Source organism: Pseudomonas sp. GW821-FHT05D12, assembly GCF_059419825.1.
In genome coordinates this window covers 1-24,971 of sequence record NZ_JBWKSN010000002.1, presented here as the reverse complement: position 1 = coordinate 24,971, position 24,971 = coordinate 1, and the positions used below count along the sequence as shown (strand labels likewise).

At 61.7% G+C, this 24,971-nt stretch carries 21 protein-coding genes and 2 pseudogenes; 19 read left to right on the top strand and 4 right to left on the bottom strand.

Going from position 1 to position 24,971, the window contains the following annotated elements:
• Positions 1–14: 14 nt before the first annotated feature.
• The 3 genes from AC07SI_RS03040 to AC07SI_RS03030 all read left to right on the top strand — a co-directional run bounded on the left by AC07SI_RS03040 (position 15) and on the right by AC07SI_RS03030 (position 2,491).
• Positions 15–1,508, top strand: coding sequence for a methyl-accepting chemotaxis protein (locus tag AC07SI_RS03040; protein WP_106803697.1), 1,494 nt, complete (start codon positions 15–17; stop codon positions 1,506–1,508).
• 106 nt (positions 1,509–1,614) lie between these two features.
• A complete protein-coding gene (locus tag AC07SI_RS03035) occupies positions 1,615–1,971 on the top strand; it encodes a VOC family protein (protein ID WP_495005062.1) in 357 nt (118 codons plus the stop codon).
• A gap of 61 nt (positions 1,972–2,032) precedes the next feature.
• Positions 2,033–2,491: a hypothetical protein gene (locus tag AC07SI_RS03030; protein WP_495005061.1), complete on the top strand. Its 459-nt coding sequence runs from the start codon at positions 2,033–2,035 to the stop codon at positions 2,489–2,491.
• A 186-nt stretch (positions 2,492–2,677) separates the two neighbouring features.
• Here AC07SI_RS03030 and AC07SI_RS03025 read toward each other — a convergent pair whose 3' ends face one another.
• A complete protein-coding gene (locus AC07SI_RS03025; RefSeq protein ID WP_495005060.1) occupies positions 2,678–3,226 on the bottom strand; it encodes a P-loop NTPase family protein in 549 nt (182 codons plus the stop codon).
• A gap of 183 nt (positions 3,227–3,409) precedes the next feature.
• Here AC07SI_RS03025 and AC07SI_RS03020 point away from each other — a divergent pair, with 183 nt between their 5' ends.
• The 11 genes from AC07SI_RS03020 to dapA all read left to right on the top strand — a co-directional run bounded on the left by AC07SI_RS03020 (position 3,410) and on the right by dapA (position 14,237).
• Positions 3,410–4,363: an EamA family transporter gene (locus tag AC07SI_RS03020; protein WP_262135224.1), complete on the top strand. Its 954-nt coding sequence runs from the start codon at positions 3,410–3,412 to the stop codon at positions 4,361–4,363.
• 247 nt (positions 4,364–4,610) lie between these two features.
• Positions 4,611–5,948 carry an MFS transporter gene (locus AC07SI_RS03015; protein WP_065908086.1) on the top strand — a complete coding sequence of 446 codons (1,338 nt, stop codon included), beginning with the start codon at positions 4,611–4,613 and terminating at the stop codon, positions 5,946–5,948.
• A 521-nt stretch (positions 5,949–6,469) separates the two neighbouring features.
• Positions 6,470–7,453, top strand: coding sequence for a DUF1852 domain-containing protein (locus tag AC07SI_RS03010; protein WP_495005059.1), 984 nt, complete (start codon positions 6,470–6,472; stop codon positions 7,451–7,453).
• A 25-nt stretch (positions 7,454–7,478) separates the two neighbouring features.
• Positions 7,479–8,510, top strand: a complete 1,032-nt coding sequence (locus AC07SI_RS03005) for a methionine synthase (RefSeq protein ID WP_065908082.1) — start codon at positions 7,479–7,481, stop codon at positions 8,508–8,510.
• Positions 8,511–8,667: 157 nt separating this feature from the next.
• On the top strand, positions 8,668–9,177 hold the full coding sequence (locus tag AC07SI_RS03000) for a flavin reductase family protein (RefSeq protein WP_495005058.1): 510 nt from the start codon (positions 8,668–8,670) through the stop codon (positions 9,175–9,177).
• 87 nt (positions 9,178–9,264) lie between these two features.
• Entirely contained in the window at positions 9,265–9,885 is a 621-nt protein-coding gene (locus tag AC07SI_RS02995; protein WP_495005057.1) for a LysE family translocator, read from the top strand.
• Positions 9,886–9,927: 42 nt separating this feature from the next.
• Positions 9,928–10,647 carry an SDR family NAD(P)-dependent oxidoreductase gene (locus tag AC07SI_RS02990; RefSeq protein WP_065908077.1) on the top strand — a complete coding sequence of 240 codons (720 nt, stop codon included), beginning with the start codon at positions 9,928–9,930 and terminating at the stop codon, positions 10,645–10,647.
• A gap of 15 nt (positions 10,648–10,662) precedes the next feature.
• Entirely contained in the window at positions 10,663–11,055 is a 393-nt protein-coding gene (locus tag AC07SI_RS02985) for an ester cyclase (RefSeq protein ID WP_495005056.1), read from the top strand.
• Positions 11,056–11,088: 33 nt separating this feature from the next.
• Complete coding sequence (locus AC07SI_RS02980) at positions 11,089–11,568, top strand: VOC family protein (RefSeq protein WP_213553048.1); 480 nt, start codon at positions 11,089–11,091, stop codon at positions 11,566–11,568.
• Between the two features lie 195 nt (positions 11,569–11,763).
• A complete protein-coding gene (locus tag AC07SI_RS02975) occupies positions 11,764–13,065 on the top strand; it encodes a hypothetical protein (protein ID WP_495005055.1) in 1,302 nt (433 codons plus the stop codon).
• A 308-nt stretch (positions 13,066–13,373) separates the two neighbouring features.
• Positions 13,374–14,237, top strand: coding sequence for a 4-hydroxy-tetrahydrodipicolinate synthase (gene dapA / locus AC07SI_RS02970; RefSeq protein ID WP_495005054.1), 864 nt, complete (start codon positions 13,374–13,376; stop codon positions 14,235–14,237).
• 310 nt (positions 14,238–14,547) lie between these two features.
• On the opposite strand, the gene AC07SI_RS02965 is transcribed toward dapA, so the two are convergent.
• Both AC07SI_RS02965 and atzF read right to left on the bottom strand, forming a co-directional pair.
• Entirely contained in the window at positions 14,548–15,243 is a 696-nt protein-coding gene (locus AC07SI_RS02965) for a GntR family transcriptional regulator (protein WP_495005053.1), read from the bottom strand.
• Between the two features lie 2 nt (positions 15,244–15,245).
• Positions 15,246–17,042 (bottom strand): allophanate hydrolase, encoded by a 1,797-nt coding sequence (gene atzF / locus AC07SI_RS02960; protein ID WP_495005052.1) that lies wholly within the window; start codon positions 17,040–17,042, stop codon positions 15,246–15,248.
• Positions 17,043–17,285: 243 nt separating this feature from the next.
• Between atzF and AC07SI_RS02955 the strand changes: the two genes are divergently transcribed.
• Both AC07SI_RS02955 and AC07SI_RS02950 read left to right on the top strand, forming a co-directional pair.
• Entirely contained in the window at positions 17,286–18,662 is a 1,377-nt protein-coding gene (locus AC07SI_RS02955) for a pyridoxal-phosphate dependent enzyme (RefSeq protein ID WP_106803684.1), read from the top strand.
• Positions 18,659–19,825: a cystathionine gamma-synthase gene (locus AC07SI_RS02950; RefSeq protein WP_120448767.1), complete on the top strand. Its 1,167-nt coding sequence runs from the start codon at positions 18,659–18,661 to the stop codon at positions 19,823–19,825. The genes AC07SI_RS02955 and AC07SI_RS02950 overlap by 4 nt, the downstream gene beginning before the upstream one ends.
• A 106-nt stretch (positions 19,826–19,931) precedes the next feature.
• Here the strand turns inward: AC07SI_RS02950 and AC07SI_RS02945 are convergent, their stop codons facing one another.
• The gene (locus AC07SI_RS02945; protein ID WP_106803682.1) at positions 19,932–22,130 is read right to left on the bottom strand and encodes an OsmC domain/YcaO domain-containing protein; all 2,199 of its coding nucleotides are present in this window, start codon (positions 22,128–22,130) and stop codon (positions 19,932–19,934) included.
• 163 nt (positions 22,131–22,293) lie between these two features.
• On the opposite strand from AC07SI_RS02945, the pseudogene AC07SI_RS02940 reads away from it, so the two are divergent.
• From AC07SI_RS02940 to AC07SI_RS02930, 3 genes and pseudogenes are all read left to right on the top strand, one after another.
• Positions 22,294–22,560 (top strand): annotated as a pseudogene (locus tag AC07SI_RS02940) (PAS domain-containing protein); the annotation flags it as partial.
• Between the two features lie 264 nt (positions 22,561–22,824).
• The gene (locus AC07SI_RS02935) at positions 22,825–23,859 is read left to right on the top strand and encodes a methyl-accepting chemotaxis protein (RefSeq protein WP_495005353.1); all 1,035 of its coding nucleotides are present in this window, start codon (positions 22,825–22,827) and stop codon (positions 23,857–23,859) included.
• Positions 23,860–24,221: 362 nt separating this feature from the next.
• Positions 24,222–24,825 (top strand): annotated as a pseudogene (locus AC07SI_RS02930) (LysE family translocator).
• The last annotated feature ends 146 nt before the right edge of the window (positions 24,826–24,971 follow it).

Below are 24,971 nucleotides of genomic sequence, written 5' to 3'. Positions count from 1 at the left end.
TGGAGTAAGAGTGAATGCCCGTCCGCACGCGTTTCCTGGAGCACTACCGCAAGGCCGACCGCATCATGCTGGCGTTGATCTGGCTGATGTTCCTGTTCTCGCTGGGCCTGGCGTTCTGGCACGACACCCTGCTGCAGGCGGTGATCGTGGGCGGCGGCACCAGCGTGGTGCTCACTGCGCTGTATCGCGCCGTTGGCGGCCGCCGCGTCATGCGTTGCGCGCTCGGGGCCGGACTGATGGTGATGGCCGCGCTGCACATCAACCAGGCGCAGGGCGTGATCGAATCCCACTTCGGCATCTTCGCGCTGTTGGCAGTGCTGACGTTTTACCGCGATTGGCTGCCGATCCTGATCGCGGCGCTGACCATCGCCGTGCACCACGTGGTCTTCCATGCGTTGCAGCATCAGGGTTTCCCGGTGTTCGTGATGGAGCATCACGGCGGCTGGGGCATGGTGTTCGTCCACGCCTTCTATGTGGTGATGGAAACCATCGCCCTGCTCTACCTGGCCGTGCACAGCCAGGCCGAAGCTGTTGAAAGCCAGGAAATGCTCGAGAAAATGCTCGCCGTCACCTCCCAATTCACCGTGGCAACCGCCCAGGGTGAAGGCAAGGTGCACGTGTCCCTCACCCAGCGTTTCGACCACTTCCTGCAGCAGATCACCCATCTGATCGACGGCGTCGCCCGCGACTCCCACGGCCTCGGCCAACTCGGCCAGGCCCTCGCCAGTACCAGCGGCACCCTGGAAACAGGCGCGCGGCACCAACTGGCCGAAATCAGCCAGATGACCGGCTCGATGCAACGCATGGAAGACGCCATGGGCCACATCGCGGTGCACGTCGAACACGCGGTGGAACACGCCGGCAAGGCCAGCCAACAGATCATTCGCGGCCAGGAAAGCGTCGGCCGCGCCCAGCAGGAAATCACCCAACTGGCCTCGCGCCTCAGCGGTGCCAACCAGACCGTGGAAGGCCTGGCGGTGCAAGCCGAGCAGATCGGCACGGTGCTGGAGGTGATCAACAGCATCGCCAACCAGACCAACCTCCTGGCCCTCAACGCCGCCATCGAGGCAGCCCGCGCGGGCGAGCAAGGCCGTGGTTTTGCCGTGGTCGCCGACGAAGTCCGCAGCCTGGCGCAACGCACCGCCGTCTCCACCCAGGAGATCAAAACCATCATCGAAAGCCTGCAACAAGGCAGCCGCGAAGCCGTCGAGGCCATGCACGACAGTCGCCAGGGTGTGGAGCGCTGCGTACAAGACAGCCAGGTCGCCGTGCAAATGCTGCAGGCGGTCGGCCTCGACATCGCGCAGATCGACCAGCTCAACGGCCACATCGTCAGCACCACCCGCGAGCAGACCTCGGCGAACCTGGAGATAGTCGGGCGATTGCAGGCCGTGCAGAGCATTGCGCAGAGCACCGCCAATGACGTGGAAACCCTGGCGCGCAGCAGCGAGCAGTTGCCACCGATTGCGGTGCGGCTGGACGCGCTGGGGCGCAAATTTCACGCTTGAGGCCCGAGCGCTCATGAACCCCAGCGTTGCCCGCGTGATCGATAGGGTCCAGGCATCAGCGGATAGGTTACACTCGCCGCCCTAAATATCGGCCAGGGAGGCGACCATGAGCGTTCGCGGTAAAGACCGACAAATCGACAATATCGAGTTCAACGTCGGCGACATTGCACGCAGCAAAGCCTTTTACGGTGGCGCATTCGGCTGGACATTCGTCGACTACGGCCCCACCTATACCGAGTTCACCGACGGCCGCCTCACGGGTGGCTTCACCACCGACGAACCGGTTCGACCGGGTGGTCCCTTGATCATCCTGTATGCGGACAACCTCGCTGAGACACAACAGCGGCTGCACACCCTCGGCGCGGTCATCACCCGCCAGACCTTCGCCTTCCCCGGCGGCAGCAGGTTCCACTTCACCGACCCCGACGGCTATGAACTGGCCGTATGGACGGCACAAGCGTAAGCCTGCCGCGTCCCTTCATCGATCATCGACTGTACTTTCTGACATGGATTCAGGTTTTGTAATGCGCAAAATTGCCCTACCGTTTTTGACCCTGCTGTGCCTTCACGGCTGCGCCGAAATGCCGGCCTACTCGAATGTGGATTCCAGTGAACCGCGCGATGAGTCTCGCTACACCATCGTCGAAACCGACACCTACGCGGGAAGGCCCAACCGCAGCTTCCTGGACCTGCAGCCGGACCTGAACATCATCCGGGTCAACGATAAAAAGGTCGGCAATATTCCGTTCTCGACCTACTACTACAAAAATGACTCACCGCAACGCGCCGTGCTGGTGCCGGGCACCTACACGATACAACTGGAGTACCGGCTGCCGCGGTACTTCATGTTTGCGGACTTGGAATTCGAGGGAAAACCCGGGCAGAAGATCATCGCGCGCTCGCAGTACATTGGACTGAATCGGCTGAAGATCTGGCTGGAGGATTCGGCGACGGGGGAAGTGGTGAGCAAGGGCATGCACTAAGGCTCCAGGCCCCCGAAAGGATCGAGCATTGCCAGGCTATTTCGGCCGTTATCAGCGAGCGCGCATGCCTGCAGCGCCATGCGTCACACCGGGTGCTCACGGCGTGGCGCTGGTGACCGCCGTGCGCGCAACGCGCTCCCAGGCCCGCACGGCTGAGGTGGCTGCCGCTGGAAACTCAATCGTGCGTTAATCAGGAGCCAGGCGCAGCGACAACGCCTCAATGACCTGCGCCACCAGGCTGTCGGTGCTGTGGGTCCCGTCAACCTGCAGCACCGCAGCGCTTTGACTGGCCAGCCATCGCGCGTGCCAGGCTCGATTGCGGCCGCCAAAGTGCGGATCGTCGTACTGCGAGGCCCATTCGCGAAAGGCCACATGGATCGCGTGCATGTCGCCGCCGGGTGCGATTCGGTCGCCAAAGCGTTGCTGTTCACGCGCGGCCAGGCGTTGAAGGCGGACTGGCGTTGCAGTGTCCACGAAGACGATCAGCTCGACCTGGGTGATCAATTCGTCGCCCCAGTTCATACACGAGCCCGTCAGCACCCAGTCTTCGTCGCCGAGTCTTTGCTGCATCAATGACACGCGCTCAGGCGCGGCACGCTTGGTGGTGAACGGTGGGTCCGTGGGCATCCAGTAAAAATCATCGACATCGACATGGAGCACGCCCAGCCGCGCTGCGAGGTTCTGGCCCAGCGTGGTCACGCCCGCGCACGAGGCACCGGTGATGTAAACGCGCATTTTTCCTCCCTGGAGACACATCGATTTCGAGGCCCGCACGATAGCCTAAATCCACCCTGATTGAATAAAACGACATCCTTGCACCTTCGCGACAAACACGTTACAAAGCCCCATCAAGTTGTACGACGTCCTAACAATAAATCGCCATCCCCGATGACGGCGCCCACTGTTCGAGCCCCTATCATGACTGCGCCTGCCCCCATTCAAACCACGCCTGCCCTGTTCTCGCGGCACATCGCCGTGTTGATTCTGCTCTGTATGGGCTGCGCCTTTGCCGGCAACCACATTGCCGCTCGCGTGGCGTTTGATGATGGGGCCGGCGTGCTGCTGGCGATTCTGATGCGCTCGGGCGGCACCTTGTTGGTACTCGCCGTGCTGGTGCTATGGCAACGCCAAAGCCTGCGCCTGCCGTCCGGTGCATGGCGCTGGCAAGTGCTGCTGGGCCTGCTCATCGCCACTCAAAGCCTGTGCCTGTACTCGGCCGTCGCCCGCGTGCCGGTCGCGCTGGCGTTACTGGTGGCGAATGTCTTTCCGATTTTGCTCGCGCTGCTCACCTGGGCATTCGGCGGCCCGCGCCCCACTGCTCGCACCGCACTGCTGATGGGTTTGATCCTGGTGGGCCTGGTGTTCGTGCTGGACGTGCCCGGGCGCCTCTCAGCCAGCGCAGAGATCGGCCCGCAATGGCTGCTCGGTGTCACCCTGGCGTTCTGCGCCGCCTTTGTATTCGCCTGCGCCCTATGGATCACCGACCACAAGTTGTCGCAGGTACGCGGTTCCGTGCGTAGCCTGCTGACGATCTTCATCGTGTTCAGTAGCGTCAACCTTGCCGGCGTGAGTGGTGCCCTCGCCGACGGCCTCAACCTGCCGGCAACCAGCACCGGCTGGCTGGCGCTCGCCACACTGGTCGTGCTCTACGGCACGGGCTTCATCGTGTTGTTCATTTCGGTGCCGCGCCTGGATATGCCGCGAAACGCGCCGGTGATGAACATCGAGCCGCTGGCGACACTGCTGATGGGCTGGATCGTGCTCGATCAAATGCTCAGCGCCGGGCAGATCGCCGGTGGCGTCATCGTGGTAACCGGGATTGTGCTGCTGACGTATCGCAAGTCTGCGCAGCCTGTCGCCAAGGCCGCGTAAGGCTTGATGCAGTCCTGAACGGCGTGTGTTGTCAGATCGACACAGGCCGTTTTTTTCGTCACGCCTGCGCGTCAACATCATCCAGCCTCGCCCATCGATAGTCCCCCCGCTGCACCTGGCCCAATTCCTGCCTTCTCCTCCGTCGACACGTCGCTGTTGACTACGCGGACGACTCTTTTGAGCCCCGCCGCCCAAGCCCCGCCCCCGATAATCAAGCATCCCCGATCCCATCCCGAGGCCTTCCCCCATGACGAGCCCCTCCACCGAACAGGTCAGCCCCCACACCCTGCGAAAGGTCATCATCGCCGCCGGCATCGGTAACTTCGTCGAGTGGTTCGACTTCGCCGTCTACGGCTTCCTCGCCACCACCATCGCGCAACAATTCTTCCCCAGCGGCGATACCAGCGCCGCGCTGCTCAAGACCTTCGCGGTATTCGCCGTGGCGTTCGCTTTCCGGCCCCTGGGCGGGGTGTTCTTCGGCATGCTCGGCGACCGCATCGGGCGCAAACGCACGCTGGCCATGACGATCCTGCTGATGGCCGGTGCCACCACCTTGATCGGCCTGCTCCCGACTTACGCCGCCATCGGCGTTGCAGCGCCGATTCTGCTGTCGCTGATCCGCTGCGCCCAGGGTTTCTCCGCTGGCGGCGAATACGCCGGGGCCTGCGCCTATCTGATGGAACACGCGCCCAGTGACAAGCGCGCCTGGTACGGCAGCTTCGTGCCGGTGTCGACGTTTTCCGCGTTCGCTGCCGCCGCCGTGGTGGCCTACGCCCTGGAGGCGTCGTTGTCCGCCGAAGCGATGGGCAGTTGGGGCTGGCGCCTGCCGTTCCTGATCGCGGCGCCGCTGGGGCTGGTGGGGCTTTACCTGCGCTGGAAGCTGGATGAGACGCCCGCCTTCCAGGCCGTCAAGCAGGAGCATGCGGTAGCCCACTCCCCGCTCAAGGAAACCTTGCGCAACCATGGTGCGGCGATCTGCTGCCTGGGCGCTTTTGTGTCACTCACGGCGCTGTCGTTTTATATGTTCACCACCTACTTCGCGACGTATCTGCAAGTGGCCGGCGGACTGAGTCGGGCGATGGCGTTGCTGGTGTCGCTGATTGCGCTGATTTTCGCCGCGGCGATTTGCCCGCTGGCCGGGCTGTACTCCGACCGGGTGGGGCGCCGGGTCACGGTGATGACCGCCTGTGCGCTGTTGATCGTGGTGGTGTATCCGTCGTTCCTGATGGCCAGCTCCGGCTCGTTCGCAGCCTCGGTGGTCGGGGTGATGTTGCTCGCGGTCGGCGCCGTGCTGTGCGGCGTGGTCACCGCCGCCTTGCTCTCGGAGACCTTCCCGACCCGCACGCGCTACACCGCTTCGGCGATCACCTACAACATGGCGTACACGATCTTCGGCGGTACCGCGCCGTTGATGGCAACCTGGCTGATCAGCACCACCGGCAGCAACCTGTCACCGGCGTTCTACCTGATTGCCGTGGCATTGCTCGCGCTGGCCGGCGGACTGGCACTGCCGGAGACCTCGCGGATTTCCCTGCATGATGTAGGCCCACAGGAAAAAGCCCCCGCGCCGCTGCTCTCGCGCTAAGCCAACCACAACCCCACAGCCAACCCCAATCCCCTGTAGGAGTTGTCGAGCCCCAGCGAGGCTGCGAAGAGGCCCTGTCAGCCGATAGAGATGTCGACTGTGAGTCCGCCTTCGCAGCCTCGCTAGGGCTCGACAACTCCCACAGGGGGCTTGCGTTTTATCAGCAGACTATCCCGCCCCATGAGAAAAATCCCAGGCGCCGCCCCACAATCAGGCCAACCCCAACCCCACAAACAACCCCAATCCCCTGTGGGAGTTGTCGAGCCCCAGCGAGGCTGCGAAGAGGCCCTGTCAGGCACTGAAGATATCAACTCTGAACCCACCCACCCCATCATGAGGAGGGCTAACGCTTCAGTGAAATCAATTCATTATCTCTAACTCTAACCCCCGGCCTAAACTACACCTCTAAGACAGATCATATAAAGACTACTGAGCCAAAACCAACAGGCCGGCGGAATAGCACTCATCAGTGCATTTCATGTCGTCGGGTTTTATCTCAGGCATCAGGGTGTCAGATCAAAATGAACAACGAGTTTACATTTACGCTTAAGCGCCTTCGCTTCGACGAGCACTATCACCCCTCGGAAAATACACGCATCACCACTAATTTCGCCAACTTGGCCCGGGGCCAGAGTCGTCAAGAGAACCTGCGCAATACACTAAGGATGATTGACAATCGCTTCAATGCCCTCGCGCACTGGGACAATCCCAAAGGCGATCGTTACACCGTTGAACTTGAAATCATCTCGGTTGAAATGGGTATTGATGTCGAACACAGTAGCCGTGCCATTCCGCTGATTGAAGTATTGAAAACCACCATCGTCGACCTGAACACCAACGAGCGCATCGACGGCATCGTAGGCAACAACTTCTCTTCCTACGTGCGCGACTATGATTTCAGCGTGGTGCTGCTGGACCACAACAAGCATCAGCCCACCTTTGGCACGCCAGAGAATTTCGGAGACTTGCACGGCAAGCTCTTCAAATACTTCGTGAACTCCAGCACCTACAAGGACAACTTCAATAAACCGCCGGTGATATGCCTGAGCGTTTCAAACACCAAGACTTATCACCGGACTGAAAACCAGCACCCGGTACTTGGGGTTGAATATCAGCAAGATGAACACTCCTTGACCGATGACTATTTCAGGAAGATGGGTTTAAAAGTCCGTTATTTCATGCCATCAAACAGTGTTGCGCCGTTGGCGTTTTATTTTTCCGGCGACCTGCTGGGTGATTACACCAACCTTGAACTTATCAGCACTATCAGCACGATGGACACGTTCCAGAAGATTTACCGGCCCGAGATCTACAACGCGAACTCTGCTGCCGGAAAGTCCTATCAACCGAGCTTGAAGCACCAGGACTACTCCTTGACGCGCATTGTTTATGACCGTGAGGAACGTAGCCGACTGGCGATTGAGCAGGGCCAGTTTGTTGAAGAGAACTTCATCAAGCCGTACCACGCCATTCTTGAACAATGGTCCGCCAACTGCGCGCTTTGACTCAGCCAATACAAGGTTATCCCGAATGAAAAAATTGTTACCCACCTCCACGGCTGGCAGCTTGCCGAAACCCTCCTGGCTCGCACAACCGGAGACACTGTGGTCACCCTGGAAGCTGCAGGATGAGGCATTGATCGAGGGCAAGCAGGATGCGTTGCGCTTGGCGCTGCAAGAGCAACAACACGCCGGCATTGACATCGTCAGTGACGGTGAGCAGACGCGCCAACATTTCGTCACGACGTTCATCGAGCACCTCAGCGGCGTAGATTTCGAGAAACGCGAGACAGTCAGGATTCGTGATCGTTATGACGCGAGCGTGCCGACGGTGGTGGGCGCGGTGAGCCGCCAAAAGCCGGTGTTTGTTGAAGATGCCAAGTTTCTGCGCCAGCAGACCCAGCAACCGATCAAGTGGGCGTTGCCAGGCCCGATGACCATGATCGATACGCTTTATGACAACCACTACAAGAGTCGCGAAAAACTCGCGTGGGAATTCGCCAAAATCCTCAATCAGGAAGCCAGGGAACTGGAAGCAGCTGGCGTCGACATTATTCAATTCGACGAGCCCGCTTTTAACGTTTTCTTTGACGAAGTCAACGATTGGGGAGTGGCAACCCTGGAAAGGGCCATCGAAGGCCTCAAGTGCGAAACCGCTGTGCATATTTGCTATGGCTACGGCATCAAGGCCAATACCGATTGGAAAAAGACCCTGGGCTCGGAATGGCGTCAATATGAAGAGGCCTTCCCCAAGCTGCAAAAATCCAGCATCGACATCATCTCGCTGGAATGTCACAACTCTCATGTCCCGATGGAGTTGATTGAACTCATCCGGGGTAAAAAGGTGATGGTCGGCGCCATCGACGTGGCAACCGACACCATTGAGACACCCGAGGAAGTCGCCAACACCCTGCGCAAAGCCCTGCAGTTTGTCGATGCCGACAAGCTCTATCCGTGCACCAACTGCGGCATGGCGCCCCTACCGCGTCGCGTAGCGAGAGGCAAACTGAACGCGCTCAGTGCAGGCGCAGAAATCGTTCGACGAGAACTCTTGAACGCGTGAGTTCACGGCTCCAGCCATAGGCTGGGTGATCCAGGCCGGTGAAAGTTTCAGGGAGATTCTGAAAAAGACTCCCTGAAGCCTGCAGCCCGCCAAACATCCAGTCGCCCCCAGGCTTTTCTCACTACGATCAAGCTGCCGCCCTTATCCAGGACCTACCATGTCACTCGCCAACATGGCTATCGAGCCATTGAGCTTTCGCGAAGCGCTCGGGCACTACGCATCCGGTATCACCGTGATTACTTCATACGTGGATGGCGAGCCCATTGGCTTCACTTGCCAGTCGTTCTACAGCGTGTCGGTGAGCCCACCGTTGGTGTCTTTCAGCGTGATGTCGAGTTCGGCCAGCTACCCCAGAATCCGCCAGGCCGGTCGGTTCGCCGTGAATATCCTGTCCGGTGAGCAAGTCACGATTTCCAACCAGTTCGCTCGCCGCGGCACTGACAAATGGCACGGCGTCGAATGGCAGGCATCGCCGCTGGGCAATCCGCTCCTTGGCGGCAGCCTGCACTGGCTTGATTGCGAAATTCACGCCGAATACGCCGCAGGTGACCACCTGATCGTGATCGGTGAAGTGAAAGCGTTGAACCTGCAAGCGACCGCTGCCACGCAGCCATTGCTGTATTTCAAAGGACAATATTGCAACCTCGCCACGCACACCGAGGTGTGAGCGTCTGCGACGGTTGCCCTTGCGCTGGCTCAACCGCACCGACTGCCGTTATCCTCCTTTTCCCCAGACCCGAGAACCGGAGCCGCCATGGACCTCGCCACCCTCGCCCTTTTCATCCCTGCCTGCTTCGCCCTGAACATGGCGCCTGGCCCGAACAACCTGCTGTCCGTGAGCAACTCCACCCGCTACGGCTACCGCACCTCGTGCCTCGCGGGGATCGGCCGCTTGCTGGCCTTCGCCGGCATGATCGCCCTCGCCTCCGCCGGCCTTGCGGTGGTGCTGCAAACCTCGGAGTTGTTGTTCTACGCAATCAAGATCGTGGGCGCTGCGTATCTGTTCTACCTGGCGTTTCAGCTGTGGCGGGCGAATCCCGAGGCAGAGGCGCAATCGACCGCGGCCAAGGTGGGATTGTGGGCGTTGGCGCGCCAGGAGTTTCTGGTCGCGGCCGGTAATCCGAAGGCAATTTTGATCTTCACCGCGTTCCTCCCGCAGTTCGTGGTGCCGGGGCAGCCGATCACGCCGCAATTTGCGCTGCTGGGTGCGTTGTTCCTGATGCTCGAATGGATTGCTATCAGCGCCTACGCCTATATGGGCCTGCATATGCGGCGCTGGTTCGCCGAGCCACGCGGCAAGCGGATCTTCAATCGTTGCTGCGCAGGGCTGTTGTCGGCAGCGGCGACGGTGTTGTTGATGGCGCGTCGGGCGTAAGCTTGCTCGCCTCAGCGGATTTCCCTGTCAAGGAGACACTCAATGAAAACCATGGTGGTCGGTGCAAGCAAAGGGTTGGGCAAGGCCCTGATCGAGGGGCTTGGTGAGCCTGGGGACACGCTGATCGGCGTGTCCCGCTCCCATCCCGGACACCTGGAGCAACGGGCCGGCGTGCAGGTGCGCTGGGTCGAGGCCAACCTCGCGGAGCCGGCCAAGGCAGCGCAGGTCATCGCAGACGCAATAGCCGATGACGGCCTGGACACGCTGATCTACAACCTCGGCATCTGGGAGGCACTGGCGTTTGACCCGGCTTACGCGTTCCTGGCTGACGACGATGACCAGTTGGAAGCCATCGTCAATTGCAACATCACCTCGACGATCCTGCTGATCAAGCGGCTGTTGCCGGTGCTGCTGAAGAGCAAAAATCCACGCATCATCCTGACCGGCTCCACTTCCGGCCTGCCGCAAAGTGGTCGGCCTGAAGTTGCCTTCGGAGCTTCCAAGTTCGCCTTGCGCGGTATCGCCGATGCCTTGCGTGAAGGCTATCGCCAGCAACGCCTGGGCGTCACCTGCCTGAACCTCGGCTACCTCAACACCGAAGACCCCTTGAGCACACCGCGTGCGGTGGCCGAGCAACGCGGTGAAGGCCACTCGATCCCCGTGCACGATGTGGTGCAGGTGGTGCGCATGACGCTGAGTCTGTCTTCCGCCAGTTTCGTCAAGGACATCACCCTGCCGGCGATCCTGGACGAGCGCTTTTGACCGAGGAGCCTGCGCATGACCCGCAACGAACTCGCCGACCTTTACCGAGGCTACATTGACTGCCTCAACCAGCAGGACTGGGATCGCCTGGGCGACTTCGTCCACCCGGACGTGACCTACAACGCCACACGGGTCGGCCTCTACGGTTACCGCGCGATGCTGGAGCGTGACTTCCGTGAAATCCCCGACCTGGTATTTCGCATCCAACTGCTGGTCGCCGACCCGCCCACGGTGGCCAGCCGGCTGAATTTCAACGTCACGCCCAGGGGCGAATTCTTCGGGCTGCCGATCAATGGCCGGCAGGTGAAATTCGATGAAAACGTGTTTTATGAAGTGCTCGACGGCCGGTTTGCGCACGTATGGTCGGTGATCGACAAGGCGGCTATCGAAGCGCAGCTCGGCGTCTAGACTCCATACACCCGTCACCTGTGGAGACCGACCATGAAACGCAAGAACACCCTCTGCCTCTGGTACCACGGCGCCGCCGAGGAGGCTGCCCGCTTCTATGCCAGCACCTTCCCGGACAGCACGGTCGATGCCGTGCACCTGGCACCCGGCGACTACCCTTCCGGCAAGCAGGGTGATGTGCTGACCGTGGAGTTCACGGTGATGGGCATCCCGTGCATCGGCCTGAATGGCGGCCCGATCTTCACGCACTCCGAGGCGTTTTCGTTTCAGGTGGCCACCGATGATCAGGCGGAAACCGACCGGTACTGGAATGCAATCATCGACAACGGCGGCCAGGCCAGCGTCTGTGGTTGGTGCAAGGACAAATGGGGGCTGTCGTGGCAGATCTCGCCGAGGGTATTGACCGCCGCCGTCTCCAATCCGGACCAGAAGATCGCCAAGCGTGCCTTCGACGCGATGATGACCATGACCAAAATCGACATTGCCGCCATTGAAGCCGCCATCAAGGGCTAAGCAACGGCGGGCCTTGGGGTTAGGTCCCTGAGGCCCCGATGCGATAACCTTAAAGATTGACACTCCCCTGCCGTCACCCTTACATCCCCGAATGGACTCAATGAGGCTCTTGTGCGCGTTTTAACTTCCCTATTGCTTGCCGGTGGCATTGCCACCTTGTCCGGTTGCGCCACCCAGGCCAACAGAGTCGACCAAATGTTCGCCGTTACCTTGGGCCAACCGCTGGTCGAGAACAGCATCGTGCGCGAAGGCGACCTGCTGAGTTTCGAATTGCTGATGCCGGAATTCAAAACCGGCATGCGCCCTACCATGCAGTTCGAAGCCGCGTGCTCGTCGCCACAACTGTACCTGCTGTACATCGACGGCTCGCAGCGTGTCTATCCGCTGAAAGCCGGGCGCTACAGCAAAGCGCGCGAGCTGTCCGCCGACCTGTATGCAAAGTTGGCCGCCAACCCGACCTTCGTGCGTGCCTGTGCCGAGACGCCCAAGCCTGACTGGCGCCTGGTCAAGAGCGACGATCGCGATAACTGGGTGCTGATCGACGCCGCCAGCGTCAAGACCGTGCAGGGTGAAACCCGCTTCTGGGCGGCGTTCGATAACCCCACGGTACTCAACGACCTGCCCTACGATGCGCCGTACGCGCAAAAACGCGAGCACTTTGCGGTGTCCTGCGCAAACGGCACCTACAAGGAACTGGCCGGGTATGACCTGGACGCACGCAATCGCGTCAGCGACGGCCGCGTCGACAGCTTCCCGACGCCACGCGCAATGGCCGGCAGCAATGACGACTACGAGTTGCTGTTCAAGCATGTCTGCGCCACCCCAGAGAAAATCGCCGCACTGCCGGTGTTCAAGCCGCGCCTGAAAGCGCCGGCCAACATCGCCTTGACCTCGGTGCAGCCACAAGTCCTCGCCGCGTTGGCGCCGTTCAAGCAGGACAAGCCGGCGCGGACCCTGAAGTACGTGCACTTCACCGGCACCTCGACCATGAAAGGCAAGACCAGCAATTCGACCATCGAGCAGTTCATCAGCCAGGACGCGGCGAGCGGCCAGCAGGCGATCGCCCTGCGTGGCGATGGCTACGAGTCGCAGTCGGTGAGCTGGCGCAACCTGATCGAACTGGTGTCCAAGTCGACCTTCTCGAGCATGGCCGAAAGCTCGACGCTGACCCAGCTGAGCCTCACCGGTAACTGGAAGGAACTGCCGGTCGGCGACACGGTGGTCTACGAGATCAACCGCTCGACCCTCAACAGCTTGCTCGGCAGCTACAACAAGCAACAGGTCACGCGCTGCGTGGTCGAGCGCGAATTGCCGGCGAGTGAACTCAATCCCAAGCTGCTGGGCAGCGCCAAGGCCTTGTCGTGCCGTACCGACGACGACAAGTACAACCGCGTCAACCACCTGTTCTACCTGACCGACTATGCGTATTTCCACGAGTCCAGCACGGACAAGAATGAGTTTTTCTACTCCGATTCGCGCATCGATCGATTCGAATAACAGCGCCGAATAAACATCGTTGACACACCCTGTAATATTCCATGAAGATGGAGGCCTTATTCAGGGTGTGTCAGTCAATGTCCGCAATGTCCTCCGTTAACCTTTCCGTCATTGGCTTGATTGCCAAGGCGCAAGGTTGCGTTGCGCACGCCCTCAAATCGAAGAAACAGTCGCTCATGTGACCGGGGCGCGCTGTCCCGTCAGATGAGCTGACAGGACATTGAGCGCGACGGACTCCCTCCCCCATTGCACAATTGCCCATGCCCTTCTGACGGTGACTCAAGCGGTCAATCATCAGGAGAAAATGCATGTCCTCGTTTCAAGGTATCTGGGTTCCCGTAGTCACGCCGTTCCATGACGGCGCCATCGATTTCATCGGCCTGCACCGGCTGGTCAGCCACCTGCTGGAACAGCACGTAGCCGGAATCATGGTGTGTACCACCACCGGCGAAGCGGCGTCGCTGAGCCGGGCGGAACAATTGGCCGTGCTCGATGCGGTGTTGCAATGGGTGCCGGCGCACCGCGTGGTAATGGGCCTGGCGGGCAATAACCAGGGTGAACTGCTGCAGTTCCAGGGCGAGGTCCTCAAGCGCCCGGTGGCTGGCCTGCTGGTGCCCGCGCCGAGCTACATCCGCCCGTCCCAGGCCGGCCTTGAGGCGTTCTTTCGCACAGTGGCCGACGCGTCCAGCGCGCCGATCATTCTCTACGACATTCCCTACCGCACCGGCGTGACCTTCGAGCAGGCAACCTTGCTCAACATCGTTGCGCACGAACGCATCGTGGCGATCAAGGATTGCGGCGGCAACCTGGAGACCACCCTGGCGCTGCTGGCCAGTGGTGCGGTGGATGTGTTGTGCGGCGAGGATATCCAGATCTTCAATGCGCTGTGCCTGGGTGCCAGCGGTGCGATTGCGGCATCGGCGCATGTGCGTACCGCAGAGTTTGTGGCGCTGTGGCAGCAGGTGCGCGATAACCAACTGACCGAGGCCCGGACGACGTTTTTGGGATTGGTGCCGTTGATCAACACGATGTTCATGGAGCCCAACCCGGCACCGGTGAAGGCAGCGCTGGCCCTTGAAGGTTTGATCATCGACGAGCTGCGCGCGCCGATGCAACAGGCCAGCGAGGCGGTGGTGACACGGTTGCGCGAGCTTCCAGGGGTTCGCGCATAAGCGCTGGTAAACAGGCCTCTTGGTGCCAGGGCCCGCATTTTTCTGGTGAGTGGGCTTTTTTTGTGGTTTGCGGGCTTTTTTGTCGTGAGCGGGCTTGCCCCGCGTTGGGCTGCGCAGCAGCCCCAAAACCATCCACCGAGAATTGCCTGACACACCGCATCTGGCGGACTGGGGCTGCTTCGCAGCCCAACGCGGGGCAAGCCCGCTCGCCACAACAAGCGCGCTCACCACAACAAAGCCTGCTTGCCACAAAAAACTCACTTGCCACAATCTGCCCACTCGCCACAACAGCTCAGCCTGATTCAGAACCTCAACCCTGCCTCGCCATATGCAACCTGTGCAGCGTGATCTCGCGCACGGCCTGTTTACTCAGTTCAATATGGCGCTTGAGCAGGTGCTGCGCCTGATCGGTCTGGCGTTGCAGGATGGCCGCAAGGATTTGCCCGTGCTCCTCGTACGTCGCCGCAATGCGTGACGCCTGGGTAAAGTCGAGCCGGCGGATGATGCGGATTTTTTCCGTGATGGCGTAATGCATACGCGCCATTTCACCGTTGCCCGTGGCATGCACCAGGTCACAATGAAAACGCTCATCCAGCGCCGAGACGGCCTGGGTGTCCTGCAAACGCTCCCCGGCTTCTACCTGCCAGATCGCCTGCAAGGCCTGCAATACAGGGCTCGGTTCGTCCATCGCGCACAAGCGGCTGACCGCTGCCAGTTCCAGCACAATGCGCACGTCATACAGCTCTTCGAAATACGCGAAGTCGAACGGCTTGACCTGCCAGCCGCTGCGAAAATACACCTGCACGTACCCTTCCTTCTCCAGGCGATAAAGCGCCTGGCGCACCGGGGTACGGCTGGCCTGCATGCGCATGGCCACGTCACCTTCGCTGAAGCGATCGCCCGGCAGCAGGCGGAACTCGAAAATATCCGCCTTGAGCTGCGCATAGACCTGTTCAGCCAGGCTGTCCGGTCGTGGCTTGGCGGTTGTCATCGTCGCCAGTTGCATGCCTACCCCCGGCTCGCAATAAAGGCGCGCCAGCCGCCAAACTCGGTGATGTCAAGGGCGTCGGCCAGGGCCCAGGGCTCGCAGATAAAACCTTTGACGCTGCGCCCATCCGCCAGCAGCAGATTGCCGATTCCCAAGGGCGCCGGGATCTCGGCGACGAATTCACCGAAGCGCGCAATCGGCATATCCCACAGCTCGACAACAATTGCACGCCCGCTGTCTGCCCTGGCCAGCCCAGGCTTGGGCGGCACGGTGCCCGGCAGGGCATAGAGCCGATAGTTGTCGGCCGTCAGGGTTTGCTCTACCAACACCGCGTTGCGCGAGGTCAGTTGCACGTTCAGCGGCATGCCGGTCAGGTGCGCGCCCACTACCGCCACCCGCACGCTGCCAGGCGCCTGCAGCGCGGTGGCCGGCGCGGGCAAATAACGTTCCGTGGCGCCCAAGGGCAGGTCCAGGCTGGCCTGCCAGCGTTTGCCCAGGTGGGCCAAGGCCGTGTCGTGCCAGGCCGGTGCCAGCAAGGTAATACCGCTGGGCAACCCATCGCTGCGCAGGCCCGCCGGGAGCGCCAGGGCCGACAGGTCGGCGAGGTTAGTGAAGTTGGTGTAATAGCCGAACTGCGAGTTGTAGCGCACCGGCTCCTGGGCCATTTCCGCCTGGGTGCGAAGGGTTGGCGACGTGGGCACCAGCAACGCGTCGAAACCCGCCAGCGTGTCGTTGATGCGCCGGCTCAGCTCGGCCCGCAAGTATTCAGCCTTGTAGGCGTCGCACGCGCTGTACTGGCGGCCACTCTCGACAATGCCGCGCACCACCGGGTTGATCGCCTCCGGTTGCTGCTCCAGCATGCGTTCCAGGGCGACGGTACGCTCGGCGACCCACGGGCCGAAATACAACTGGTCCGCGAGGGCCTTGAACGCGCTGAAGTCCACCGGGGTGATCACCGCGCCCAGGGCCTTGAAGCCTTGCACCGCATGCTCAAACACCGCCTGGTTGAGGGTATCGCCAAAAAACTCCAGGCTCGCCGGAATCGCCAGCTTGATCGCCGCCCCCACCGCGACCGGTGCGGTATGCGGGTTCACACGCGAATAGGCGTCGCTGGCATCGTAGCCCTCAGCAACGCGCATCACGCTTTCGGCGCATTCGACGGTCAACGCAAACACCGAGATGCAATCCACGGTGCGGCACGCCGGCACGAGCCCGGTATTGGACAGGCGGCCCTTGGTCGGCTTCAACCCGACGATATTGTTGAACCCCGCCGGCACGCGCCCGGAGCCTGCGGTGTCGGTGCCCAGGGAAAACGCCACCAGCCCACGCGCCACCACCGACGCCGAGCCAGAGCTGGAGCCTCCGCTGACGTAATCCGCGTCAAAGCTGTTGCCCACCGCGCCGTAGGGCGAGCGTGTGCCCACCAGGCCCGTGGCGAACTGATCGAGGTTGGTCTTGCCCATCAGGATCGCGCCGGCTTCGCGCAGCCGTTGGACTACAGATGCATCCTGCGCCGCCGTGTAGGCAAATTCGGGACAGGCCGCCGTGGTCTCCCAGCCGGCCGCATCGATATTGTCCTTGATTGCGAATGGCACGCCATACAGCGCCAGCTGGGTGATATCACCGTCCACCGCCGCCAGGCGCGCGCTCAACTGCGCCAGTTGTTCGGTCAACTGCGCCGGGGTCGCACGGGCGATCCAGGCGTTGTCATCGCCGGGGTACTCAGCCGCGAGAGTCAGCAGAATATCCGGGGTGATGCTGCCGCTACGGTAGCCGTCAAGCCACTCGCCGAGGGTCCAGCCAAACGCGTTGTGCATGGGAAACTCCATCTTGTATCCAAGTTTGAATAAGTGGAAGCAAACCCCAGGCCAACCTCGAAACCCAATGAATGCGCGGACATGCACTCAAACCCTGCCCGCTGATAGCGCACCCACCCATCGCCCATGCGCCAAAAAAAGACATTCAGCGGACCGTGCGGTTGCGACCCGCCCGATACCGGCCTATGTTCCAAGCCATGCCGTGCATTTTGCTGTCCATCCCATTCGCAATCAGGTGAAGACATGCCCACGCTTTCCCGCCCCGCCGTCCTCGAGCTGATCGGCAATACGCCGCTGGTTCGGGTCAGCCGTTTCGATACCGGCCCCTGCACACTCTTTCTCAAACTTGAATCACAGAATCCCGGCGGCTCCATCAAGGACCGCATCGGCCTGGCCATGATCGACGCCGCCGAACGCGACGGCCGCCTGCGCGAAGGTGGCACCATTATCGAGGCCACCGCCGGCAACACTGGCCTGGGCCTGGCGCTGGTCGGCCGGGCGAAGGGCTATCGGGTGGTACTGGTGGTGCCCGACAAGATGTCCACGGAAAAGGTGCTGCACCTCAAGGCCATGGGCGCCGAAGTGCATATCACCCGCTCCGACGTGGGCAAGGGCCACCCCGAGTACTACCAGGACGTGGCCGCGCGCCTGGCCAAGGATATTCCCGGTTCATTCTTTGCCGACCAGTTCAACAACCCGGCCAACCCCCTGGCCCACGAAACCAGCACAGCGCCGGAAATCTGGGCGCAGACCCAGCATGATGTCGACGCAATCGTGGTGGGCGTCGGCTCGGCCGGCACCCTCACCGGCCTGACCCGCTTCTTCAAGCGCGTCCAACCGGAACTGGAAATGGTCCTGGCAGACCCGGTGGGCTCGGTGATGGCCGAATACAGCCGCAGCGGCCAGCTGGAAACTCCCGGTTCCTGGGCCGTGGAAGGCATCGGCGAAGACTTCATCCCCTCGATTGCCGACCTCTCCAGCGTACGCCACGCCTACTCCATCAGCGATGAAGAAAGCTTCGACCACGCGCGCCAACTGCTCAAGGCCGAGGGCATTCTCGGCGGTTCCTCCACCGGCACCCTGCTCGCCGCCGCCCTGCGCTATTGCCGCGAACAGACCGAACCCAAGCGCGTGGTGACCTTTGTGTGCGACACCGGCACGCGCTACCTGTCGAAGGTCTACAACGACCAGTGGATGAACGACGCCGGCTTGTTGCAATACAAACACTACGGCGACCTGCGCGACCTGATCGCGCGGCGCTTCGAAGATGGCCGCGTGATCAGCGTGAGCCCCGACGACACCCTGCTCACCGCCTTCCAGCGCATGCGCCTGGCGGATGTCTCGCAACTGCCGGTACTGGTCGACGGCCAGACCCTGGTCGGCGTCATCGACGAGTCCGACATCCTGCTCGGCCTGCATCACGACGCGGCAGATTTTTCCATGGTCGTCGCCAGCGCCATGACCGATCACCTGCAGACCCTGGCTCCCAGCGCCAGCCTCGCCGAACTGCAGGCGGAACTGGATCGCGGCCTGGTCGCCATAATCGCCGACGCCTCGGGCTTCCACGGTCTGATCACGCGCGTCGACCTGCTTAACCACCTGCGGAGATCCCTTGTATGAGTCAGCCCGATAAAAGTGCATTTGCCACCCGTGTGATCCACGCCGGGCAATCACCCGACCCGACTACGGGCGCGCTGATGCCGCCGATCTACGCCAACTCCACCTACCTGCAAGACAGCCCCGGCGTACACAAGGGCTTCGACTATGGCCGCTCCCACAACCCCACGCGCTTTGCCCTGGAACGCTGCGTCGCCGACCTCGAAGGCGGCAGCCAGGCGTTTGCCTTCGCGTCCGGGCTGGCGGCGATTTCCACCGTGCTGGAACTGCTCGACGCCGGCGCTCATATCGTCTCCGGCAATGACTTGTACGGCGGTACCTTCCGTTTATTCGACAAAGTGCGCCAACGCAGCGCCGGGCATCGTTTCAGCTTTGTCGACCTGAGTGACCTGTCGGCTTTCGAAGCCTCGTTGCAGGACGACACGCGCATGGTCTGGGTCGAAACCCCGAGCAATCCGCTGCTGAGCCTCACCGACCTCAGCGCGATCGCACGTATCTGCCGCGACCGCGACATCATCTGCGTGGCCGACAATACCTTCGCCAGCCCGTGGATCCAGCGCCCGCTGGAGCTGGGCTTTGATGTGGTGGTGCACTCCACCACCAAATACCTCAATGGCCACTCCGACGTGATCGGCGGCATCGCCATCGTCGGCGACAACCCCGCGCTCGCCGAACGCCTGGGCTTCCTGCAGAACTCGGTCGGCGCCATCGCCGGCCCTTTCGACGCCTTCCTGACCCTGCGCGGCGTGAAAACCCTGGCGCTGCGCATGGAACGCCATTGCAGCAACGCCCTCGACCTCGCCACCTGGCTGGAACAGCAACCGCAAGTGGCGCGGGTGTACTATCCGGGGCTCACGTCCCACCCCCAGCATGAACTGGCGCGCAAACAGATGCGTGGGTTTGGCGGGATGATCTCGGTGGACCTCAACAGCGACCTGGCGGGCGCCACGCGCTTCCTGGAGAACGTCAAGATCTTCGCCCTGGCCGAAAGCCTCGGCGGCGTGGAGAGCCTGATCGAGCACCCGGCGATCATGACCCACGCCAGCATCCCCGCCGCCACGCGCGCGCAGTTGGGGATCGGCGATGGGTTGGTGCGGTTGTCGGTGGGGGTCGAGGATGTGGAGGATTTGCGCGCCGACCTGGCCCAGGCGTTGGCGCAGATCTAACCGAAGAAACGAGCCTTTGTGGGAGCTTGGCCGGCGATGCAGACACCGCGGTGCACCAGGTGCTTCGCGGTGATGCAATCGCCGGCCAAGCTCCCACATAAGTCCATCAGCTTGACGTTACATTGGCCCGTGCGCTGTGCAGTTTCTTGTAGCTGTCGATCAGGCGCAGATGCCGGTCCAGCCCTTCCAGCTTCATGCTGGTGGGCGTCAGCCCGTAGAAGCGCACGCTGCCCTCGACCGAGCCGATCACCGCGTCCATTCGCTCATTGCCAAACATGCGGCGGAAGTTGGCTTCGTAATCCGCCAGCTCCAGGTCTTCGTCCAGTTCCATCTCCAGCACCGCGTTCACCGCCTGGTAGAACAACCCACGTTCGACGGTATTGTCGTTGTACTGCAGGAACATCTCCACGCACTCCTTGGCCTCTTCGTACTGCTTGAGGGCGAGGTAGATCAGCAGTTTCAGTTCCAGGATGGTCAACTGGCCCCACGCGGTGTTGTCGTCGAACTCGATGCCGATCAAGGTGGTGATGTCGGTGTAGTCGTCCAGCTCGCTTTCCACCAGGCGCTCGGCCAGTGCCTGCAGCGCCTCGTCGTCGAGGCTGTGCAGGTTGAGGATATCGGCGCGGAAAAACAGCGCCTTGTTGGTGTTGTCCCAGATCAGGTCATCCACCGGGTAGATTTCCGAGTAGTCAGGCACCAGGATGCGGCAGGCCGTGGCGCCGAGGTGTTCGTACACCGCCATGTAGGACTCTTTGCCCATACCTTCCAGAATGCCGAACAGCGTCGCGGCTTCTTCGGCGTTGGAGTTTTCCCCCTGGCCGGAGAAGTCCCACTCGACGAATTCGTAGTCCGACTGGGCACTGAAGAAGCGCCACGAGACCACGCCGCTGGAGTCGATGAAGTGCTCGACGAAGTTGTTCGGCTCGGTCACTGCGTGGCCTTCGAAAGTCGGCTGGGGCAGATCGTTCAAGCCTTCGAAACTGCGGCCCTGGAGCAGCTCGGTGAGGCTGCGCTCCAGCGCGACTTCCAGGCTCGGGTGTGCGCCGAACGAGGCGAATACGCCGCCGGTGCGCGGGTTCATCAGGGTCACGCACATCACCGGGAATTCACCGCCCAGGGACGCGTCCTTGACCAGTACGGGGAAGCCCTGGGCTTCCAGGCCCTGGATACCGGCGAGGATGCTCGGGTATTTCGCCAGCACCTCGGCCGGCACATCCGGCAGGGCGAATTCGCCTTCGATGATTTCGCGTTTCACCGCGCGCTCGAAGATCTCCGACAGGCACTGCACCTGGGCTTCGGCCAGGGTGTTGCCGGCGCTCATGCCGTTGCTGAGGTAGAGGTTTTCGATCAGGTTGGAGGGGAAGTACACCACTTCGCCGTCCGACTGGCGCACGAAGGGCAGCGAAACGATGCCACGTGCTTCATTGCCGGAGTTGGTGTCGTACAGGTGCGAGCCGCGCAACTCGCCGTCGCGGTTGTAGATCTTCAGGCAGTAGGCATCGAGGATTTCGCTCGGCAGCTCATCCTTGCGACCCGGCTGGAACCAGCGTTCGTCCGGGTAATGCACGAATGGCGCGTTGGCCAGCTCTTCGCCCCAGAACTGGTCGTTGTAGAAGAAGTTGCAGTTGAGCCGCTCGATGAATTCGCCCAGCGCCGAGGCCAGTGCGCCCTCTTTGGTCGCGCCCTTGCCATTGGTGAAGCACATCGGCGAATGCGCATCGCGGATATGCAGCGACCAAACGTTGGGCACGATATTGCGCCACGACGCGATCTCGATCTTCATCCCCAGGCCGGCGAGGATCGCCGACATGTTGGCGATGGTCTGCTCCAGCGGCAGGTCCTTGCCGGCGATATAGGTGCCGGCTTCGGTGCCCACGCCAGGCATCAACAACGCCTGGGCGTCGGCGTCGAGGTTGTCGACTTCCTCGATCACAAACTCGGGACCGGCCTGCACGACTTTCTTCACGGTGCAACGGTCGATGGAACGCAGGATGCCCTGGCGATCTTTGTCGGAAATATCGGCGGGTAATTCAACCTGGATCTTGAAGATCTGGTTATAGCGGTTTTCCGGGTCGACGATGTTGTTCTGCGACAGGCGAATATTGTCGGTGGGGATATTGCGCGTCTGGCAATACAACTTCACAAAGTACGCCGCGCACAATGCCGATGACGCCAGGAAGTAATCGAAAGGCCCCGGCGCCGAGCCATCGCCCTTGTAGCGAATAGGCTGGTCGGCAATGACCGTGAAATCATCGAACTTGGCTTCAAGCCGGAGATTGTCGAGAAAGTTGACCTTGATTTCCATGCGGGCACACCAGAATAACGGGCTATATAAAAATGGCCGCCATTATGAAGTGTTTCACCGGGAAGTTTCAGGCTTTTGACCAGTGGCTGGCGAATTGTCGAATGTGCATTAACCTTTTGGCAGTTGGCGCCGATGGACTGAGTGCAACCAGGGAGTAGTCGGAATGCGCAACAACCAGCCTGTTACACAACGCGAGATTTCACTCGCGTCTTCGCAAAAACTCATCTCCGCCACCGATGTCCGGGGTGTGATCACTTACTGCAACGATGCCTTTGTCGCCATCAGCGGATTCAACCGCGCCGACCTGATCGGCGCGCCGCAAAACATCGTGCGTCACCCCGATGTCCCCCCCGCCGTGTTCGCGCACATGTGGAGCGCACTCAAGCAAGGCCTGCCCTGGATGGGCATCGTCAAGAACCGTGCGAAAAATGGCGACCATTATTGGGTCAACGCCTATGTCACCCCCATCTTCGAAGGTGCCAATGTGGTGGGTTTCGAGTCGGTGCGGGTCAAACCCAGCGCCGATGAAATCCGTCGCGCCGAGGCGCTGTACCGGCGTATCAGCCAAGGCAAGCCAGGCGTGCCGCGCCAGGATGCCTGGCTGCCGGTGGCCTTGAGCTGCGTGCCCTATGTGGCGACCGCCGTTGCCGGCAGCGTTGCCGGGTTGTTCCTCAGTGCACCGCTGGCTATCGCGGTGGCCGTGGCGGTCGCAGTGCCGGTGGGTGTGCTGTGCTCGCGCGTTCGCCAGGGCAGCACCTTGCGCCTGCTGGCGGGTGTCGAGCCGTCGACCTCGGATGCCTTGATCGCGCAGATGTACAGTGACGCACGCGGGCCTCAAGCCCGTTTGGAAACCGCGTTTCTCAGCCAGACTGCACGCCTGAAGACGTGCCTGACCCGCCTGCAGGACAGCGCCGAACAGCTCAGCGCCCTCGCCGGCCAATCCGATCAATTGGCCACGGCCAGCTCCAACGGCCTGGACCGTCAACGCGTCGAAACCGAGCAGGTCTCGGCCGCCGTCAACCAGATGGCCGCGACCACCCAGGAAGTCGCCAGCCACGTGCAACGCACCGCCGATGCCACCCAGCAAGCCAACGTGCTGACCGGGCGTGGCCGCGAAGTGGCGCGCGATACCCGCGAAGCCATCGAGCGCCTGTCTGCCGTGGTCGGCGAGACGGGCGTCACCGTGGCGCAGTTGGCCAAGGACAGTGACGAAATCGGCAGCGTGGTGGATGTGATCAAGGGCATCGCCGACCAAACCAACCTGCTCGCGCTCAACGCCGCGATCGAGGCCGCGCGCGCCGGCGACATGGGCCGTGGTTTCGCGGTGGTGGCCGACGAAGTACGCCAGTTGGCCCAGCGCACCACGCAATCAACCACCCAGATCCACGCGTTGATCACTCAGTTGCAGGCATCTTCCAACAATGCCGTGCAAAGCATGCAACACGGCCAGCGCCAGGCCGAGGAAGGCGTGGCCTGGGTGCTGGAAGCGGACCAGGCACTGGTGGGCATCAGCGAAGCGGTGTCGCATATCACCGACATGACCACCCAGATCGCCGCCGCGACCGAGGAACAAAGCGCGGTCGCCGAGGAGATCAGCCGCAACATCACCACCATCGCCGAACTGGCCGACCAGACCTCGATCCAAGCCCATCAATCCACGGACCTGAGCAAGGAACTGACCCATACCGCGTCCACCCAATACGCCTTGGTTGAACGCTTCAACCGCTGAGTGCGATGGGGGCATAGGACATTCCTGTGGCATAGGAAGCCCTGGGCAAAGGACCCTCCTATGGCAAAGGCGCCCTCTGTGGTAAAGGACCTTCCTATGGCAAAAGGACCTTCATGTGGCAAAGGCGCCCCCTGTGGCGAGCGGGCTTGTCCCGCGTTGGGCTGCGCAGCAGCCCCAATACCCTCGCCTGACATTGCACATTCTGCTTGATTACGGCCCCTGCGCAGCCCAACTCGAGCAGTGCAACGACTCGACAAGCCCCCCACCCCAGCAGCGCTATCCCCCAGAAGCTACCCACGCCTTTGCGACCTGGACCTGCTTGAGGTAACGTCCCCCCACGCGCCCTCATGAAGCCCCTCGCCATGTCCATTGCCGATAACCTCATCGCCTTTACCTTCGCCGCCACCCTGCTGACGCTCACGCCCGGGCTCGACACCGCACACGGTAGAAGGCAAACGCCAGGCGCTGCAGGCCACCCTGGGAATCAACGCCGGTTGCCTGCTGTGGGGCGCGGCGGTGGCCTTCGGCCTGGGCGCGTTGATTGCGGTGTCCGAGGTGGCATTCAACCTGCTCAAGTACTGTGGCGCGGCCTACCTGGCCTGGCTGGGCTTGAACATGCTGCTGCGTCCACGTCGCTCACTGGCGCCGGCTTCGCCCGAAGCGAAACCCGGCGGCAACTGGTTTATCAAGGGCATGCTGGGGAATGTGCTGAACCCCAAGGTGGGAATTTTCTACGTGTCCTTCCTGCCGCAATTCATTCCGCAAGGGCATTCGCTGATCGCCTGGACATTCGGCCTGGTGAGCATCCACGTGGTGCTCGGGCTGCTGTGGTCGCTGGTGCTGATCGGCGCCACGCAGCAACTGTCCGGCTTTCTGCGCCGCGAGCAAGTCATCCAGTGGATGGACCGCACCACCGGCGTGATCTTCGTGTTGTTTGCCGCGCGGCTGGCGTTCAGCAGGCGCTGAGCCATTCGCTCTCCGAACCACGCGCAACGCCAACATGACTGAATGCTCCGGGTGAGACAAAGCCCCCCTTGTGGGAGCCGTCGAGCCCCGGCGAGGCCGCGAAAGCGGTGTGTCAGGCACTAAATTCATTGGCAATGCCGCCGCCT

Excerpts from the sequence above, each read along its gene's own strand:
- AC07SI_RS02965 (WP_495005053.1), bottom strand. The coding sequence starts at position 15,243 with ATGCAACTGGCGACGATGACAACCGCCAAGCCACGACCGGACAGCCTG.
- AC07SI_RS02975 (WP_495005055.1), top strand. The coding sequence starts at position 11,764 with ATGTTCGCCGTTACCTTGGGCCAACCGCTGGTCGAGAACAGCATCGTG.
- AC07SI_RS02945 (WP_106803682.1), bottom strand. The coding sequence starts at position 22,130 with ATGGAAATCAAGGTCAACTTTCTCGACAATCTCCGGCTTGAAGCCAAG.
- AC07SI_RS03000 (WP_495005058.1), top strand. The coding sequence starts at position 8,668 with ATGTCACTCGCCAACATGGCTATCGAGCCATTGAGCTTTCGCGAAGCG.
- AC07SI_RS02980 (WP_213553048.1), top strand. The coding sequence starts at position 11,089 with ATGAAACGCAAGAACACCCTCTGCCTCTGGTACCACGGCGCCGCCGAG.
- AC07SI_RS03025 (WP_495005060.1), bottom strand. The coding sequence starts at position 3,226 with ATGCGCGTTTACATCACCGGTGCCTCGTGCGCGGGCGTGACCACGCTG.
- AC07SI_RS02950 (WP_120448767.1), top strand. The coding sequence starts at position 18,659 with ATGAGTCAGCCCGATAAAAGTGCATTTGCCACCCGTGTGATCCACGCC.
- AC07SI_RS02995 (WP_495005057.1), top strand. The coding sequence starts at position 9,265 with ATGGACCTCGCCACCCTCGCCCTTTTCATCCCTGCCTGCTTCGCCCTG.
- dapA (WP_495005054.1), top strand. The coding sequence starts at position 13,374 with ATGTCCTCGTTTCAAGGTATCTGGGTTCCCGTAGTCACGCCGTTCCAT.
- AC07SI_RS03010 (WP_495005059.1), top strand. The coding sequence starts at position 6,470 with ATGAACAACGAGTTTACATTTACGCTTAAGCGCCTTCGCTTCGACGAG.
- AC07SI_RS02990 (WP_065908077.1), top strand. The coding sequence starts at position 9,928 with ATGAAAACCATGGTGGTCGGTGCAAGCAAAGGGTTGGGCAAGGCCCTG.
- AC07SI_RS02955 (WP_106803684.1), top strand. The coding sequence starts at position 17,286 with ATGCCCACGCTTTCCCGCCCCGCCGTCCTCGAGCTGATCGGCAATACG.
- AC07SI_RS03015 (WP_065908086.1), top strand. The coding sequence starts at position 4,611 with ATGACGAGCCCCTCCACCGAACAGGTCAGCCCCCACACCCTGCGAAAG.
- AC07SI_RS03030 (WP_495005061.1), top strand. The coding sequence starts at position 2,033 with ATGCGCAAAATTGCCCTACCGTTTTTGACCCTGCTGTGCCTTCACGGC.
- AC07SI_RS03005 (WP_065908082.1), top strand. The coding sequence starts at position 7,479 with ATGAAAAAATTGTTACCCACCTCCACGGCTGGCAGCTTGCCGAAACCC.
- atzF (WP_495005052.1), bottom strand. The coding sequence starts at position 17,042 with ATGCACAACGCGTTTGGCTGGACCCTCGGCGAGTGGCTTGACGGCTAC.
- AC07SI_RS02985 (WP_495005056.1), top strand. The coding sequence starts at position 10,663 with ATGACCCGCAACGAACTCGCCGACCTTTACCGAGGCTACATTGACTGC.
- AC07SI_RS03035 (WP_495005062.1), top strand. The coding sequence starts at position 1,615 with ATGAGCGTTCGCGGTAAAGACCGACAAATCGACAATATCGAGTTCAAC.
- AC07SI_RS03020 (WP_262135224.1), top strand. The coding sequence starts at position 3,410 with ATGACTGCGCCTGCCCCCATTCAAACCACGCCTGCCCTGTTCTCGCGG.
- AC07SI_RS03040 (WP_106803697.1), top strand. The coding sequence starts at position 15 with ATGCCCGTCCGCACGCGTTTCCTGGAGCACTACCGCAAGGCCGACCGC.